Source organism: Pseudomonas sp. R151218B TE3479 (assembly GCF_053629195.1).
The window spans coordinates 1,499,482-1,516,731 of record NZ_JBRJHV010000001.1; the positions used below are offsets into that span (position 1 = coordinate 1,499,482).

Below are 17,250 nucleotides of genomic sequence, written 5' to 3' on the forward strand. Positions count from 1 at the left end.
CTGTGCGAAATTTGATTCTTGTTGGGCCGATGGGCGCTGGAAAAAGCACCATCGGCCGTTTGCTGGCCAAAGAGCTGCGCCTGCCGTTCAAAGATTCCGACAAGGAAATTGAATTGCGCACGGGTGCCAATATCCCATGGATCTTCGATAAGGAAGGCGAGCCGGGCTTTCGTGACCGTGAGCAGGCGATGATCGCCGAGCTGTGCGCGTTCGAGGGTGTGGTGTTGGCCACCGGCGGCGGCGCGGTGATGCGCGAAGCCAACCGTCGGGCGCTGCATGCCGGCGGACGAGTGGTCTATCTGCACGCCTCTGTCGAGCAGCAGGTCGGCCGCACCGCCCGGGATCGCAACCGGCCGCTGTTGCGCACCGCCGACCCGGCCAAGACCCTGCGGGACCTGCTGGAGCTGCGTGACCCGCTGTATCGGGAGATCGCCGACCTGGTGGTGGAAACCGACGAGCGGCCGCCACGGATGGTGGTGCTGGACATTCTCGATCGCCTGCAGCAACTGCCGCCCCGTTAATGCGCCTGGCGAAATGCGCTATCCTCGACGTCCCGTCATGGCCCGCCTGTGGCGAGGGGATTTATCCCCGTAGGGTACTTTCGTTAATTGCAGGCAGGACGCCTGATTCCATCTTCACTGTGGGGACACATGCAGACACTTAAGGTCGACCTGGGCGAGCGCAGCTACCCGATTCATATTGGCGAAGGCTTGCTGGACCAGCCCGAACTGCTGGCGCCGCATATCGCCGGGCGGCAAGTGGCGATCATTTCCAATGAAACCGTCGCGCCTCTGTATCTGGAACGTCTGACCCGCAGCCTATCGGCTTTCTCGGTCATTTCCGTGGTGTTGCCCGACGGCGAAGCCTTCAAGAACTGGGAAACCCTGCAACTCATTTTCGACGGTCTGCTGACCGCACGGCATGATCGCCGCACCACGGTGGTTGCCCTGGGCGGTGGCGTGATCGGCGATATGGCCGGTTTTGCCGCCGCTTGTTATCAGCGCGGCGTCGACTTCATCCAGATCCCCACCACGCTGTTGTCCCAGGTCGACTCGTCGGTGGGCGGCAAGACCGGGATCAACCATCCGCTGGGCAAGAACATGGTCGGTGCGTTCTATCAGCCCAACGTGGTGCTGATCGACACCGCCACCCTCAATACCCTGCCGGCCCGCGAACTGTCCGCGGGGCTGGCAGAAGTCATCAAGTACGGGCTGATCTGCGACGAACCGTTCCTGGGCTGGCTCGAAGAGAATGTAGACCGCCTGCGTGCACTGGATCAAGCGGCCCTGACCTACGCCATCGAGCGCTCCTGCGCCGCCAAGGCCGCCGTGGTCGGTGCCGATGAACGTGAGTCGGGGGTGCGCGCCACGCTCAACCTGGGTCACACCTTCGGCCATGCCATCGAAACTCACATGGGCTATGGTGTGTGGCTGCACGGTGAAGCGGTTGCGGCCGGTACGGTCATGGCCCTGGAGATGTCCGCGCGCCTGGGCTGGATCAGCGAACAGGAACGCGACCGCGGTATTCGTCTGTTCCAGCGCGCCGGGCTGCCGGTGGTTCCGCCCGAGGAAATGAGCGAGGCGGATTTTCTTGAACACATGGCAATCGACAAAAAAGTGATCGACGGTCGTCTGCGCCTGGTGCTGCTGCGCCACATGGGCGAAGCGGTAGTGACCGACGATTATCCGAAAGAAGTTCTACAGGCCACGCTGGGAGCGGACTACCGCGCCCTGGCTCAGCTTAAAGGTTGATAAGATTCCGATGACTAGTTTGCATGCCGACGAGGCTTTCCTCGGCCATTTCCAATTGAGTCATGACCCTTTTGCCCCACGGGTCCCGGGCTTCAAGTTCTTCCCCGCCCAGCGCAAGCCGGTGCTGGGCCAGTTGCATCACCTGGCGCGCTACAGCCAGTTGCTGTTGGTGGTCACCGGCCCCCAGGGCAGCGGCAAGACCTTGCTGCGCCAGGCCCTGGTGGCCAGTACCAACAAACAGTCTGTGCAAAGCGTGGTGGTGTCGGCCCGTGGCGCTGGCGACGCCGCCGGTGTGTTGCGTCAGGTGGCCCAGGCGCTGAACGTCGCCCAGGCCGAAATCGGTGCAATCCTCGATCAGATCGTGCAACTGGCGCTGACCGGGCAGGAAGTCTATCTGCTGGTGGACGATGCCGAGCAACTCGACGAATCGGCCCTCGAAGCCCTGCTGGCCTTGGCGGCCGGTGCGCCGGAGGGCCGGCCTCACGTGTTCCTGTTCGGCGAGTCGTCGCTGATCGCCGACCTGGACCAGTTGAACCTCGAGGAAGAGCGCTTCCACGTCATCGAGCTGGCGCCCTACACCGAGGAAGAAACCCGTGAATACCTGGCCCAGCGTCTTGAGGGCGCGGGCCGGGGTATCGAACTTTTCACCGCCGATCAGATCTCTGAGATTCACGAAAGCTCCGACGGCTGGCCTGGCAACATCAACCAGGTTGCCCGCGATGCTCTGATCGAAGTCATGATTGCCAGCCGCTCAGCGGTGAAGCGTCCAAGTATGGGGTTCAACATGCCGAAGAAACACGTATTGGCAATTTCCGCCGTCGTCGTGGTCGCGGTTGCCGCCGCCTGGCTGATGCCGGGTCGCACCAAGGCACCTGCCACGGGGGCCCCTGCCAACGAACAGGCGCAACTGCCCCTCGGCCAAGGTACGCCGCAACCCAACGGCGGCGCGCCGGCCGTGGAATTCGCCGGTAACACCCAGCCGATGCCGCTGCCGCTGGTCGGCCAGTCGCAGCCGGTCATGCGCGGCCCGCTGGCCGAAGCGGCCGGCGGTATCACCGAAGGCGACGACGGCGCAGCGCCACCGATCGACGACAGCAGCGACACGCCGCCGACCGTGACCACCACCGCACCGCCTGTGGGCGTGCCGGCCGGCGCGGCGCCAGCGCCTGCCCCGACCGCCAAGCCGACTCCGGCGCCGACCCAGGTGGCCACCGCCAAGCCGGCACCGGTTCCGGCGCCTGCGGCCAAGCCAGTGGTGCCAGCAGCACCGGCGGCCAAGCCTGCTGCTGCCCCAGCCAAGGCCGCGGGCGGTAGCTGGTACGCCGGCCAGGCGCCGGGCAACTACGTGGTGCAGATCCTCGGCACCAGTTCCGAAGCCGCGGCGCAGAACTTCGTCAAGGAGCAGGGTGGCGAGTACCGTTATTTCAAGAAAGTGCTCAACGGCAAGCCGCTGTATGTCATCACCTACGGCAGCTTTGCCAACCGTGATGCGGCTGTTTCCGCCATCAAGGCCTTGCCAGCGAAGGTTCAGGCTGGTAAACCTTGGCCTCGCACTGTCGCCAGCGTCCAACAGGAACTGGCAGCAACTCGCTGAAGATTCGGCGGCCTTACCCAGGCCGCCTCTCCCGGCAACCTCAAAATTTCCGCAAGGGCGGGCGACCTTTCAGGCCGCGCGCCTTGTGGTGTCTGCGTCACAGTAGCGTTTGAGTCGTAGCGGTCAAACCCAAAAAAGTTTTGACTAGCACAGCATATAGCTTTAAACCTTTCACAAATGCGACATGGATTTGCGACAGTTCGTCGTCAAATTTGTGAGCCTCTGTGTCGGTGTGTACAATGACCTCCCTTTTGCCCCCGCAAAGCTGGCGTACGTTCGGCGCGGCATGCAACCGGTTGAATTGAAAAGAAATTTGCCTCGATTAGAGGCAGCCTGGTGAGAAAGTGTCTATGAAAGCAGGTCTGTACCAACCAGATGAATTCAAGGATAACTGCGGTTTCGGCCTGATAGCTCATATGCAGGGCGAGCCCAGCCATACCCTTTTGCAAACGGCCATTGAGGCCCTGACCTGCATGACCCACCGCGGTGGGATCAACGCCGACGGCAAGACCGGCGACGGTTGTGGCTTGCTGATTCAAAAGCCTGACGAGTTCCTGCGTGCCGTAGCCCAGGAAACGTTCGGCGTGACCCTGCCCAAGCAGTACGCCGTGGGTATGGTGTTCTTCAACCAGGACCCGGTGAAGGCGGAGGCGGCTCGCGAAAACATGAATCGCGAGATCCTGGCCGCCGGCCTGCAACTGGTTGGCTGGCGCAAAGTGCCGATCGACACCAGCGTCCTCGGCCGCCTGGCGCTCGAGCGCCTGCCGCAGATCGAACAGGTGTTCATCGCCGGCGAAGGCCTGAGCGACCAGGAGATGTCGATCAAGCTGTTCAGCTCCCGTCGTCGTTCGTCCGTGGCCAACGCCGCCGACACCGATCACTACATCTGCAGCTTTTCCCACAAGACCATTATCTACAAAGGCCTGATGATGCCGGCGGACCTCACCGCCTTCTATCCGGACCTGAGCGACGAGCGCCTGAAAACCGCGATCTGCGTGTTCCACCAGCGCTTCTCCACCAACACCCTGCCGAAATGGCCGCTGGCCCAGCCATTCCGGTTCCTCGCCCACAACGGCGAGATCAACACCATCACCGGCAACCGCAACTGGGCCGTGGCCCGTCGCACCAAGTTCGCCAACGACCTGATGCCGGACCTTGAAGAGCTCGGCCCGCTGGTCAACCGCGTGGGTTCGGACTCCTCGAGCATGGACAACATGCTGGAGCTGATGGTGACCGGTGGCATCGACCTGTTCCGCGGCGTGCGCATGCTCGTGCCGCCGGCGTGGCAGAACGTCGAGACCATGGACCCGGACCTGCGGGCCTTCTACGAATACAACTCCATGCACATGGAGCCGTGGGACGGCCCGGCCGGTATCGTCATGACCGACGGTCGCTACGCCGTGTGCCTGCTGGACCGTAACGGTCTGCGTCCGGCGCGCTGGGTCACCACCACCAACGGGTTCATCACCCTGGCGTCGGAAATCGGCGTCTGGAACTACCAGCCCGAAGACGTCATCGCCAAGGGCCGCGTAGGCCCGGGCCAGATCTTTGCCGTGGACACCGAAACCGGCCAGATCCTCGACACTGACGCCATCGACAACCGTCTCAAGTCCCGTCATCCGTACAAGCAATGGCTGCGCAAGAATGCCCTGCGTATCCAGGCGACCATGGAAGACAACGACCACGGCTCGGCTTTCTATGACGTCGACCAGCTCAAGCAATACATGAAGATGTACCAGGTGACGTTCGAAGAGCGTGACCAGGTGCTGCGTCCGTTAGGCGAGCAGGGCTACGAAGCGGTCGGTTCGATGGGCGACGACACGCCGATGGCCGTGCTGTCGCAGCGCGTGCGCACGCCGTACGACTATTTCCGCCAGCAGTTCGCCCAGGTGACCAACCCACCGATCGACCCGCTGCGTGAAGCGATCGTGATGTCCCTGGAAATCTGCCTGGGCGCCGAGCGCAACATTTTCCAGGAGTCGCCGGAGCACGCCTCGCGGGTGATCCTCAGCTCGCCGGTCATTTCCCCGGCCAAGTGGCGCTCGCTGACCAACCTCGACCGTCCAGGCTTCGCACGCCAGGTCATCGACCTGAACTACGACGAAAGCGTCGGCCTGGAAGCGGCGATCCGCAACGTGGCCGATCAGGCTGAAGAAGCCGCGCGCGCCGGGCGTACCCAGATCGTCCTCAGCGACCGTCACATCGCCCCGGGCAAGCTGCCGATCCACGCCTCGCTGGCCACCGGTGCGGTGCACCATCGCCTGACCGAAAAAGGCCTGCGCTGCGACTCCAACATCCTGGTGGAAACCGCCACCGCCCGCGATCCGCATCACTTCGCGGTGTTGATCGGCTTCGGTGCCTCGGCGGTGTATCCGTTCCTGGCCTATGAAGTGCTGGGCGACCTGATCCGCACCGGTGAAGTCCTGGGCGACCTCTACGAGGTGTTCAAGAACTACCGCAAGGGCATCACCAAGGGCTTGCTCAAGATCCTGTCGAAGATGGGCATCTCGACCATCGCCTCGTACCGTGGCGCGCAACTGTTCGAGGCCATCGGCCTGTCGGAGGAAGTCTGCGAGCTGAGCTTCCGTGGCGTGCCGAGCCGCATCAAGGGTGCGCGTTTCGTCGACATCGAAGCCGAACAGAAAGCCCTGGCCGCCGAAGCCTGGAGCCCGCGCAAGCCGATCCAGCAGGGCGGCCTGCTGAAGTTCGTCCACGGTGGCGAATATCACGCCTACAACCCCGACGTGGTCAACACCCTGCAAGCGGCCGTGCAGCAGGGCGACTACAGCAAGTTCAAGGAATACACCTCGCTGGTGGACAACCGTCCGGTGTCGATGATCCGTGACCTGCTCAAGGTCAAGACCCTCGACACGCCGCTGGACATCAGTGAAGTGGAACCGCTGGAATCGGTGCTCAAGCGCTTCGATTCGGCCGGTATTTCCCTGGGCGCCTTGTCCCCGGAAGCCCACGAAGCCCTGGCCGAAGCCATGAACCGCCTCGGTGCGCGTTCCAACTCCGGCGAAGGCGGCGAAGACCCGGCGCGCTACGGCACCATCAAGAGTTCGAAAATCAAGCAGGTGGCCACCGGCCGCTTCGGTGTGACGCCGGAGTACCTGGTCAACGCTGAAGTGCTGCAGATCAAGGTTGCCCAAGGCGCCAAGCCCGGCGAGGGCGGTCAGTTGCCCGGTGGCAAGGTCAACGGCCTGATCGCCAAGCTGCGTTATGCGGTCCCCGGCGTGACCCTGATCTCGCCGCCGCCGCACCACGACATCTACTCGATCGAAGACTTGTCGCAACTGATCTTCGACCTCAAGCAGGTGAACCCCAAGGCGCTGGTCTCGGTGAAGCTGGTGGCGGAAGCCGGCGTCGGCACCATCGCCGCTGGTGTGGCCAAGGCCTATGCCGACCTGATCACCATCTCCGGCTACGACGGCGGCACCGGCGCATCGCCGCTGACCTCGATCAAGTACGCCGGCGCGCCGTGGGAACTGGGCCTGGCCGAAACCCACCAGACCCTGCGCGGCAACGACTTGCGCGGCAAGGTCCGGGTGCAGACCGACGGTGGCTTGAAAACCGGCCTGGACGTGATCAAGGCCGCCATTCTCGGCGCCGAGAGCTTCGGCTTCGGCACCGCGCCGATGATCGCCCTGGGCTGCAAGTACCTGCGCATCTGCCACCTGAACAACTGCGCCACCGGCGTGGCGACCCAGAACGACAAGCTGCGCAAGGACCACTACATCGGTACCGTCGACATGGTGGTGAATTTCTTCACCTATGTGGCCGAAGAGACCCGTGAGTGGCTGGCCAAGCTGGGCGTTCGCTCGCTTGAAGAGCTGATCGGCCGTACCGATCTGCTGGACGTGATCGAGGGGCAGACCGCCAAGCAGCAGCACCTGGACCTGACGCCTTTGCTGGGCAGCGATCTCATCCCGGCGGACAAGCCACAGTTCTGCCAGGTCGACCGCAACCCCCCATTCGACAAGGGCGAGCTGGCCGAGAAGATGGTCGACATGGCCGCCGCGGCGATCAACGACCTGAGCGGTGCCGAGTTCGACCTGGATATCTGCAACTGCGACCGCTCCATCGGCGCGCGGATCTCCGGCGAAATCGCCCGCAAGCACGGCAACCAGGGCATGGCCAAGGCGCCGGTCACCTTCCGCTTCAAGGGCACCGCGGGCCAGAGCTTCGGCGTCTGGAACGCCGGCGGCCTGAACATGTACCTGGAAGGCGATGCCAACGACTACGTGGGCAAGGGCATGACCGGCGGCAAGCTGGTCATCGTTCCGCCCAAGGGTAGCGTCTACAAGACCCAGGACAGTGCCATCATCGGCAACACCTGCCTTTATGGCGCCACGGGCGGCAAGCTGTTCGCCGCCGGCACCGCGGGCGAGCGTTTCGCCGTGCGTAACTCCGGGGCCCACACCGTGGTGGAAGGCACCGGCGATCACTGCTGCGAGTACATGACCGGTGGTTTTGTCTGCGTGCTGGGCAAGACCGGTTATAACTTCGGCTCTGGCATGACCGGCGGTTTCGCCTATGTGCTCGACCAGGACAACACCTTCGTTGACCGGGTCAACCACGAACTGGTGGAAATCCAGCGGATCAGCGGCGAGGCGATGGAAGCCTATCGCAGCCACCTGCAAAACGTGCTGAACGAGTACGTCGCGGAAACCGACAGCGAGTGGGGGCGTGAACTCGCCGAAAACCTCGACGACTACTTGCGCCGTTTCTGGCTGGTCAAGCCGAAGGCTGCCAACCTGAAATCGTTGCTTTCCAGCACTCGTGCCAACCCGCAGTGATATGCGCCTGAAGAGTTTGATGAGGTTTTAACAATGGCTGAACGTCTGAATAACGACTTCCAGTTCATCGATGTCGGGCGCAAGGATCCGAAGAAGAAACTGTTGCGTCAACGCAAGAAAGAGTTCGTGGAAATCTACGAGCCTTTCAAACCCCAGCAGTCGGCCGACCAGGCCCACCGCTGCCTGGGGTGCGGTAACCCGTATTGCGAATGGAAGTGCCCGGTGCACAACTTCATTCCCAACTGGCTGAAACTGGTGGCCGAGGGCAACATCCTCCAGGCCGCCGAGCTGTCCCACCAGACCAACACCCTGCCGGAAGTCTGCGGCCGGGTGTGCCCGCAGGATCGCCTGTGCGAAGGGGCGTGCACCCTCAACGACGGTTTTGGCGCGGTGACCATCGGTTCGGTGGAGAAGTACATCACCGACACCGCCTTCGCCATGGGCTGGCGCCCGGACATGTCCAAGGTCAAGCCAACCGGCAAGCGCGTGGCGATCATCGGTGCCGGCCCGGCGGGCCTGGGCTGTGCCGACGTGCTGGTGCGCGGTGGCGTGACCCCGGTGGTGTTCGACAAGAACCCGGAAATCGGCGGCCTGCTTACTTTTGGCATCCCCGAATTCAAGCTGGAAAAGACCGTGCTGAGCAATCGTCGCGAAGTCTTCACCGGCATGGGCATCGAGTTCCGCCTGAACACCGAGGTGGGCCGGGACGTGACCATGGAGCAACTGCTCGAGGAATACGATGCGGTCTTCATGGGCATGGGCACCTACACCTACATGAAGGGTGGCTTTGCCGGTGAGGACCTGCCGGGCGTCTACGACGCACTCGACTTCCTGATCGCCAACGTCAACCGCAACCTGGGCTTTGAAAAGTCGCCGGAAGATTTCGTCGACATGAAAGGCAAAAAGGTCGTGGTGCTCGGCGGTGGCGACACGGCGATGGACTGCAACCGCACGTCGATTCGCCAGGGCGCCAAGTCGGTGACCTGCGCCTATCGTCGCGACGAAGCGAACATGCCCGGCTCGCGCAAAGAGGTGAAGAACGCCAAGGAAGAAGGCGTGAAATTCCTCTACAACCGCCAGCCGATCGCCATTGTCGGTGAAGACAAGGTCGAAGGCGTGAAGGTGGTCGAGACCCGTCTCGGCGAACCGGACGCCCGCGGCCGTCGCAGTCCCGAGCCGATCCCCGGTTCCGAAGAGATCATCCCGGCCGACGCCGTGGTCATCGCCTTCGGCTTCCGCCCGAGCCCGGCACCCTGGTTCGAGCAGTTCAGTATCCAGACCGACAGCCAGGGGCGCGTGGTGGCGCCAGAACAAGGCCAGTACAAGCACCAGACCAGCAACCCGAAGATCTTCGCCGGTGGCGACATGGTCCGTGGTTCCGACCTGGTGGTGACGGCGATCTTCGAAGGCCGCAACGCGGCGGAAGGGATCCTGGATTACCTGGGGGTCTGATCACTTCCTAACGCTGGAATGCGATCAAAATGTGGGAGCGAGCTTGCTCGCGATAGCGGTGGATCAGTCGACGAACGTGTTGAATGTGACGCCCTCATCGCGAGCAAGCTCGCTCCCACAATTGTTTTGTGGGGTCGCTGAATATTGCACGGCACCGCGACAAATTGCCCCGATAGATAAAAGGCACGGCTCTTGCCGTGCCTTTTGCGTCGCGCTCTGAGAAAATGCCCGCACTTTTTTTCCGGATGCCGACATGACTGCCCTGAAGAACGACCGTTTCCTTCGCGCCCTGCTCAAGCAACCCGTGGACGTCACCCCCGTATGGATGATGCGTCAGGCCGGTCGCTATCTGCCGGAGTACCGCGCCAGCCGCGCCAAGGCCGGTGACTTCATGAGCTTGTGCATGAACCCCCAGTTCGCCTGCGAAGTCACGATGCAGCCGCTGGACCGTTATCCGCAGTTGGACGCGGCGATCCTGTTCTCCGACATCCTCACCATTCCCGATGCCATGGGGCAGGGCTTGTACTTCGAGACCGGCGAAGGCCCGCGTTTCAGGAAAGTCGTCAGCACGCTGGCCGACATCGAGGCCTTGCCGATTCCCGATCCGCAGAAGGATCTGGGCTACGTCATGGACGCGGTCAGCACTATTCGTCGTGAACTCAACGGGCGCGTGCCGCTGATCGGTTTCTCCGGCAGCCCCTGGACGTTGGCGACCTACATGGTCGAAGGCGGTTCGTCGAAGGACTTCCGCAAAACCAAGGCGATGCTCTACGACAACCCGCAAGCCATGCACCTGTTGCTGGACAAGCTGGCCCAATCGGTCACGTCCTACCTCAACGGCCAGATCCTCGCCGGTGCGCAAGCGGTGCAAATCTTCGATACCTGGGGCGGCAACCTGTCGGCGGCGGCATACCAGGAGTTTTCCCTGGCCTACATGCGCAAGATCGTCAGCGGCCTGATCCGCGAGCACGAAGGTCGCAAAGTCCCGGTGATCCTGTTCACCAAGAACGGCGGCCTGTGGCTGGAAAGCATCGCCGAGGCCGGCGCCGACGCCCTGGGCCTGGACTGGACCTGCGACATCGGTAACGCCCGCGAGCGTGTCGGTCACAAGGTCGCCCTGCAAGGCAACATGGACCCGACCGTGCTCTACGCCAAGCCTGAAGCCATTCGCGCCGAAGTCGGGCGTATTTTGGCGAGCTATGGCAGCGGCAGCGGCCATGTGTTCAACCTGGGCCATGGCATCACCCCGGAAGTCGACCCGGAACACGCCGGCGCCTTCTTGCGCGCAGTGCATGAGTTGTCGGCGCAATACCACCTCTGATTGAAGCCCTGTCACCCAGCCTGTCCGGACCTGTGCCGGACGGGCTTTTTATTGTCTGCCCTATAACTTTCAATTTAACGCCTGATCGTAGTTGGCCAGGTGTTACTGTTTGTTAGCGTTTAATAGTTATTGCCATTTATAAGAAGTTTCTTTTTCTATGTAAGGGAAATAGATTAACAGATCATTCCTTCTGTTTTGAGAGATTTTTCCTACATAGGGGGGCTTAAACTTTCTATAAGGTTCCGGTGCTTGCAGGACGTGCGCTGAGCGATCCGGCGGGCCTTGCAAGATGACGGTAAAACGTCTTTCAATCTCGATGGATAGTCTGGAACTTATATGAAAAACAACTTCAACAAGAACGGCGTATTAACGGGATGCGCATCGTCGTTAGTTCTGTTGTCGGCCATGCTGACATCCCAGGGTGTATTCGCCCATGGGTACCTCGAAGTGCCGCCTTCGCGGGCATTTTTATGCCAGAAAGGTGAAAACAAAAACTGTGGTGGTGCGCAATACGAACCTCATAGTACCGGCGAAACGTTCAAGGGCTTCCCGAACGGAGCAGGCGGCGCCCCGCTGCAAGGCCCGATCGACGGCCAGATTGCCAGCGGCAGTAACTCGCTGTTTTCCGCCCTGGATGCGCAGTCGTCCACTCGCTGGCAACTGACTGAAATCCGCGATCGCAACATTGCGTTCCAATGGCGATACATCGCCCCACATCTGACGACCAAACACGAATATTTCATTACCCGTGAGGGTTGGAACCCGAACAAGCCGCTCGAGCGCGCATCGTTCGACAGTGCACCGTTTTGTACGGTAGACGGCGGTAATCAAGTGCCAGTAAGTGGTGTCGAGCACAATTGTGTGATTCCCGACAGCAAATCGGGTCATCACGTCATCCTGGCGGTCTGGACGGTCGGGGACTCCGCCAACGCATTCTACAATCCGGCGGATGTGAACATCCTCGCCGAAGCCGCCTTGCCGGGCGGCTGGTCGCCAGTGGGCAGCATCGCGCCGTCGGCTCCATTGCTGGCGGGGGACAAGGTCAAGGCCCGGGCATTCTCTGCCACCGGTGAAAATGCCGAATACAGCGTAGAGATCAGCATCGACAACGCCGAAGAAGGCAAGCCCGAGAACTGGTCGTTCAAACTGGCCGAGGCCATCAACAAGGCCCACCCTTTGATTCGTGCCGGTATCCGTGACGACGAGGGCAATATCACGCCGATCAAGGGTACCAACAAGCTGTATGCCCAGGACGAAAGCGGCGTCAAGCGCTATGAAGTGCAACTGGACATGAAGGAAGATCCTGGCGCCAGCATGGAGGTCGCTTCCCTGCAGCCGGAATATGTACTGGACAAAGGCCGGGTCAGCATGGCGTTCGCAGCACAGACCAACCGCAGGATGAACCTGCAGGCCACGCTCTTCGATGAAAACAACAAGCAGGTCGGTACGGTGAGCCAGACTGTGGCTGAAGGCAATACCGGCCTGAGCATTGATGTACGCAGTGCGCCGGGTGCCCACACCCTGACGCTGGTGGGTACCACTGAAGACGGACGCAGCACTCGCCAGGATACCCGGAGCGTCACCCTGACCGGTGACGGCGCGGGTATCGAGTACGACTTCGAGTTTCCTGAAGGTCTCAGCGACTACACCGCCGGCACTAAAGTGCTGCAACCCAAGACTGACGAAGTATTCGAGTGCAAGCCGTTCCCTGAGTCCGGCTACTGCAAGCAATACTCCCCGACCGCCAACGGCTTCGAACCGGGTATCGGTGCCTCCTGGCAAAGCGCCTGGGACAAGCTGTAAGTCCTGACAGGCACGGCTTCGGGCGATCCGCAGGGTTTGCCTGGAGCCTTCGAGGGAGGGTGCGTGATGCATTCCAATTATTCTCGGCCACGTGTGCTGCTGCACTGGCTGTCGGCGGTCATTATCCTGTGGACGTTGGTGTCCGGGTTTTATGTGGCTTACAACCCGGTGTCGGCTGCGACCGAACACTGGATCGGGTCATTGAATGTGTCGCTGACGACGCTGTTCATTCCGCTGTTCGTGTGGCGAGCCTGCCTGTTTGTCTGCGCGTTGGAGCCCCATGGAACAGCGCCTGCGCCAATCAAGAAGCTGGCCTTTGCGGTACACGCCGTGATCTATCTGGTCATTGCTGTCGTCCTGGTGACCGGCGTCCTGATGATGAAAAGCACGATCAGTGTTTTCGGACTCGTTCACTTCCCACAACCACTGAACGATCCGACGCTGATCGAGCTGGCCAGTACGACCCATACCTCGGCCTGCGTGGTGCTATCCGTACTCGTGGCGCTGCACCTCTGTGCAGTGGCCTGGCATGAGTTTGCCGGACGTAGGGTGGTGCGGCGAATGACCTTCGCCAAGCCCTCGGGCGCGATGATCCGGCGGGCGCAAAAGTGAGTGTTTCTTTCAAGGTTGGCAGTCGTTTGCCCACCACAATCCTGATGCTCGTACCGCTGTTGTATGGGGTATTGCTGGCCGGGCAGGAGTGGCGTTTTCGCCAGGCATTGGGCCGTGACGTGCCGGTGGTGAGCGATTCGCCGGTGGCGCCGCATCGCGACTTGCCCAACGTCCAAGCGGTGGCGACTGTGCTCGGCTTGGCGCCTGAAGGTACCCAGGCGCCAAGCGCCGAACCCATCACGTTGCAAGCCAGTTTTGTCGCTGACCAAGGTTTGTCGCGGGCCTTGCTGGCGGACGCCGCCGGCCCGCGCATTTACCAGGTGGGCGAGCGTTTGCCGGGTGGCAGCGTGCTGCGCCGGGTCGAGGCCAGCCATGTGACGTTGTGGCGCAACGGACGTGAAGAGCGCTTGGCCCTGCAACCCTCAGCCAAACCCCTGCTGCGCCAGCTGAGCCTCGAAGACGGGGGCCATGCCGCGCCGCATTCCTCGCAATACCTACGCCCGGTGGCCGGGCAATCAGAGTGATCGAATTCATGAACAGCTTTATCCGGGACCGTGTTTCGCGTGTCCTGTTCTGCCTCGCCGCGTCTTGCCTGCTGACGCCCGCCGGTTGGCTGCAGGCCGAAGAGACCCAGTGGCAACTGGCGATGAACAACGCGGAACTGCGCGACGTGGTCGAAGAGTTCTCCGCGATCCTGGGCAAGACCGTGGTGCTCGACCCCCGGGTGTCGGGGCGCATCACGGTCATGTCCCGGGAGGCGCTGGACCGCGAAGGCGTGCGACGGTTGTTCTATTCGGTACTCGATGCCCATAACTTCACCGTGATCGACGAAGGCGAGCGGATCCTGATCACGCCGGTCAGCGATGCCAAGACACGTGCCGGTGTCGCCGACGAACACAGCGCCACACCGTCGCAGTTCGTCACCCGGGTCCTTGACCTGCAATCGAGCATCGCTGCCGATGTTGCCGGGTTGATCCGCCCCTTGGTGTCGGCCAATGGTTACGTCGGCCCTTCGGTCTCGTCCAACGCCTTGGTGGTCACCGACACGGCGGCCAACGTTCAGCGCATCGCCGGCGTGGTGCAACGGTTGGATTCAGGACGCAACCGCAATCACGTGGTGGTGCGCTTGAAGCACGCCCAGGCCGGGGACATCGCCCCACTCGTGGAAGCCTCCGGCGGCAAGCGCGAGGGAGATACGGCGGGGGTGGTGATCGCCGATGCCCGCAGCAACCGGCTGGTGATCATCGGCGCGCCCGCGGTGCGTCAACGCCTGGTCGACCTGGCCCGGACTCTGGACGTGCCGGCAGCCGCTTCCCAGGACAACGCGCGGGTCATCCGTCTGCGTCACAGCGATGCCAAACAGTTGGCCGAGGTATTGGAAGGTGTCGGGCAGGATAGGAAAACCACGCCGGCCCTCGCTGGCCAGCGGGAAACCGCGGGAGCCAGCCCCTTCAGGATCAAGGCCGATGAAAGCCAGAATGCCTTGGTCCTGATCGCCGAACCGGCCCAGGTCCGCATCATCGAAAACATCGTTCGGGAGCTGGACCAACCCCGGGCCCAGGTGCTCATTCATGCGGCCATCGTCGAGGTGAGCGGAGACATTTCCGAAGCGCTGGGGGTGCAGTGGGGACTCAAGAGCGGCAGCGCGGCAGGGAGCATCAACTTTCCGGGAACCGATATCCCGATCATCGGCCTGGACTTCAACAAACTGGATAAAACCAAGGAAAGCGCATTCCTGCGGCTGGGGGGCGATCGCTTCAGTGCGCTGGTCTCGGCGCTGGCGAGCAATGCCCACAGCAACCTGCTTTCCACCCCCAGCCTGCTGACCCTGGATAACCAGGAAGCGGAAATCATCGTGGGCCAGAACGTTCCGTTCAAGACGGGTTCCTACGCCACCAGCGGCAACGGTGCGGACAATCCGTTCACCACTGTGGAGCGCAAGGACGTGGGTATCAGCCTCAAGGTCAAGCCTTACATCAACGAAGGCTCGACCTTGCGCCTTGAAGTCGAGCAGGAGGTGTCGGACATCGCGCCGTCAGTCTCCGGCGTGGACTCCTCGGACCTGATCACCAACAAGCGCGCCTTGAAGAGCACGATCCTGGCGGACGATGGCGAGATCATCGTGATCGGTGGCCTGATCCGCGACAGTGTCCGCAGCCAGCAAAGCGGTGTGCCGCTGCTGCGCAGTATTCCCTACCTGGGCGCGTTGTTTCGCTGGAACCGCGACACCCAGACCAAAAGCAACCTGATGGTGTTCCTGCGCCCGACCATCGTGCGCAGCAGCGAAGACCTGGCCGATGTGAGCCGGCAACGCTACGACGCGCTCCGGGAACTGAGCAAACCCGGCTCGCGGAAAAACAATTCGCTGCTGCTGCCCCGGGACGCCCGCCAGTTGTTCGAAACGTCTGCGCAGGAGCCGGCGGTCGACGTGCGTCCACCGCAGCCGGAGGGCCTGTGAGCGAGCCGTTGCCCTTTGGTTTCGCCAGGCGCCTGGGCGTGCTGCTGGAAGGCGCGGGGCCGACCTTGAGCCTGGCGATACGCAGCGACACGCCCCTGACTGCCGTGGCTGAAGTCCGGCGCCTGTGTGGGCGGGATCTACCTATCCAGGTCCTGGAGCCGGCGCAGTTCGCCGCGCGCCTGGCTAGCGTCTATCGCCAGGGCCAGAGCGCCGCCGAGCAGGTGGCCCAAGGCCTGGACGAGGAGCTGGACCTGATCAGCCTGGCCGACCAAATGCCGCAGACCACCGACCTGTTGGAGCAGCAGGGTGATGCGCCGATCATCCGCCTGATCAATGCGCTGCTCAGCGAGGCGGTCCGCGAGCACGCCTCGGATGTGCACCTGGAAACATTCGAGCAATACCTGTCGGTGCGCATGCGCATCGATGGGCAGTTGCAGGAAATGCTGCGCCCGCGCCGGGAACTGGCGAACCTGTTGGTGTCGCGGATCAAGGTCATGGCGCGCCTGGACATCGCCGAAAAACGCGTGCCCCAGGACGGCCGGATGGCGTTGCGCCTGGCCGGGCACGAGGTCGATGTGCGAGTCTCGACCCTGCCTTCGGCCCATGGCGAGCGGGTCGTGTTGCGCCTGCTCGACAAGCAGGCCGGGCGCCTGGATCTGCAACGCCTGGGCCTGCCCGACGACACCCTGGCGAGCCTGCGCCAGTTGCTCGGCAAGCCTCACGGCATCGTGTTGGTCACCGGGCCCACGGGGTCGGGGAAGACCACCAGCCTGTACGCGGCGCTAAGCAGCATCAACGACCAGAGCCGCAACATCCTCACGGTCGAAGACCCCATCGAATATCACCTGCCGGGCATCGGCCAGATGCCGGTCAACCCGAAAGTTGACATGACCTTCGCCCGTGGCTTGCGGGCCATTTTGCGCCAGGACCCGGACGTGGTGATGGTCGGCGAAATACGCGACCGCGAGACCGCCGAAATCGCCGTCCAGGCGTCGCTGACCGGGCACCTGGTGCTCTCGACCCTGCACACCAACACCGCCGTCGGCGCGGTCACGCGGCTGGTGGACATGGGCGTGGATGCGTATCTGCTGGCGTCGTCCCTGGCCGGCATCGTCGCCCAGCGTTTGTTGCGCTGTCTGTGCCCATCCTGCAAGACCCCGTACGTGGCCGACGCCGCCACGTGTCGGCGCCTGGGCCTCGACGCCGATGCCGCGCCCAGGCTGTTCAAGGCCCAGGGCTGCGAGCAATGCCAGAAAGGCTATCGCGGGCGCTTCGGCATCTATGAGCTGGTGCATGTCAACGCCGCCCTGTCGCAGTTGATTCACCAGGGCGCCACCGAGCAGGCGCTAGCCACCGAGGCCCGCAAGACCTCCCGGAGCCTGTTCCAGGACGGTCGCCAGCGAGTGCTGGAAGGCCTGACCAGCGTCGACGAATTACTGCGCATTACCCAGGAGGATTAG

General features: G+C 62.6%; 11 protein-coding genes. All 11 read left to right on the forward strand.

The features are described from left to right. Positions 1-2: 2 nt before the first annotated feature. The 11 genes from aroK to gspE all read left to right on the forward strand — a co-directional run bounded on the left by aroK (position 3) and on the right by gspE (position 17,250). A complete protein-coding gene (gene aroK / locus AB7M32_RS06735) occupies positions 3-521 on the forward strand; it encodes a shikimate kinase AroK (protein ID WP_060739556.1) in 519 nt (172 codons plus the stop codon). Positions 522-650: 129 nt separating this feature from the next. Further along, positions 651-1,751 carry a 3-dehydroquinate synthase gene (aroB, locus tag AB7M32_RS06740; protein ID WP_046065075.1) on the forward strand — a complete coding sequence of 367 codons (1,101 nt, stop codon included), beginning with the start codon at positions 651-653 and terminating at the stop codon, positions 1,749-1,751. 10 nt (positions 1,752-1,761) lie between these two features. After that, positions 1,762-3,345, forward strand: coding sequence for an AAA family ATPase (locus tag AB7M32_RS06745; protein WP_454249451.1), 1,584 nt, complete (start codon positions 1,762-1,764; stop codon positions 3,343-3,345). A 350-nt stretch (positions 3,346-3,695) separates the two neighbouring features. Beyond that, a complete protein-coding gene (gltB, locus tag AB7M32_RS06750) occupies positions 3,696-8,144 on the forward strand; it encodes a glutamate synthase large subunit (protein WP_454249452.1) in 4,449 nt (1,482 codons plus the stop codon). A gap of 33 nt (positions 8,145-8,177) precedes the next feature. Continuing rightward, on the forward strand, positions 8,178-9,596 hold the full coding sequence (locus AB7M32_RS06755) for an FAD-dependent oxidoreductase (protein ID WP_264427064.1): 1,419 nt from the start codon (positions 8,178-8,180) through the stop codon (positions 9,594-9,596). 253 nt (positions 9,597-9,849) lie between these two features. Then, positions 9,850-10,917: a uroporphyrinogen decarboxylase gene (gene hemE, locus AB7M32_RS06760; RefSeq protein ID WP_454249453.1), complete on the forward strand. Its 1,068-nt coding sequence runs from the start codon at positions 9,850-9,852 to the stop codon at positions 10,915-10,917. Between the two features lie 336 nt (positions 10,918-11,253). Further along, positions 11,254-12,720 carry an N-acetylglucosamine-binding protein GbpA gene (gene gbpA, locus AB7M32_RS06765; RefSeq protein ID WP_454249454.1) on the forward strand — a complete coding sequence of 489 codons (1,467 nt, stop codon included), beginning with the start codon at positions 11,254-11,256 and terminating at the stop codon, positions 12,718-12,720. 66 nt (positions 12,721-12,786) lie between these two features. After that, complete coding sequence (locus AB7M32_RS06770; RefSeq protein WP_454249455.1) at positions 12,787-13,332, forward strand: cytochrome b; 546 nt, start codon at positions 12,787-12,789, stop codon at positions 13,330-13,332. Continuing rightward, the gene (locus tag AB7M32_RS06775; protein WP_454249456.1) at positions 13,329-13,856 is read left to right on the forward strand and encodes a type II secretion system protein N; all 528 of its coding nucleotides are present in this window, start codon (positions 13,329-13,331) and stop codon (positions 13,854-13,856) included. The genes AB7M32_RS06770 and AB7M32_RS06775 overlap by 4 nt, the downstream gene beginning before the upstream one ends. Positions 13,857-13,864: 8 nt before the next feature. Further along, positions 13,865-15,790 (forward strand): type II secretion system secretin GspD, encoded by a 1,926-nt coding sequence (gene gspD / locus AB7M32_RS06780; protein WP_454249457.1) that lies wholly within the window; start codon positions 13,865-13,867, stop codon positions 15,788-15,790. After that, complete coding sequence (gene gspE / locus AB7M32_RS06785; protein ID WP_454249458.1) at positions 15,787-17,250, forward strand: type II secretion system ATPase GspE; 1,464 nt, start codon at positions 15,787-15,789, stop codon at positions 17,248-17,250. Before gspD ends, gspE begins: the two co-directional genes overlap by 4 nt.

What these genes read in the sequence shown, in the direction of transcription:
- aroB (WP_046065075.1), top strand. Translation starts at nt 651, where the DNA reads ATGCAGACACTTAAGGTCGACCTGGGCGAGCGCAGCTACCCGATTCAT.
- AB7M32_RS06745 (WP_454249451.1), top strand. Translation starts at nt 1,762, where the DNA reads ATGACTAGTTTGCATGCCGACGAGGCTTTCCTCGGCCATTTCCAATTG.
- gltB (WP_454249452.1), top strand. Translation starts at nt 3,696, where the DNA reads ATGAAAGCAGGTCTGTACCAACCAGATGAATTCAAGGATAACTGCGGT.
- AB7M32_RS06755 (WP_264427064.1), top strand. Translation starts at nt 8,178, where the DNA reads ATGGCTGAACGTCTGAATAACGACTTCCAGTTCATCGATGTCGGGCGC.
- hemE (WP_454249453.1), top strand. Translation starts at nt 9,850, where the DNA reads ATGACTGCCCTGAAGAACGACCGTTTCCTTCGCGCCCTGCTCAAGCAA.
- gbpA (WP_454249454.1), top strand. Translation starts at nt 11,254, where the DNA reads ATGAAAAACAACTTCAACAAGAACGGCGTATTAACGGGATGCGCATCG.
- AB7M32_RS06770 (WP_454249455.1), top strand. Translation starts at nt 12,787, where the DNA reads ATGCATTCCAATTATTCTCGGCCACGTGTGCTGCTGCACTGGCTGTCG.
- gspD (WP_454249457.1), top strand. Translation starts at nt 13,865, where the DNA reads ATGAACAGCTTTATCCGGGACCGTGTTTCGCGTGTCCTGTTCTGCCTC.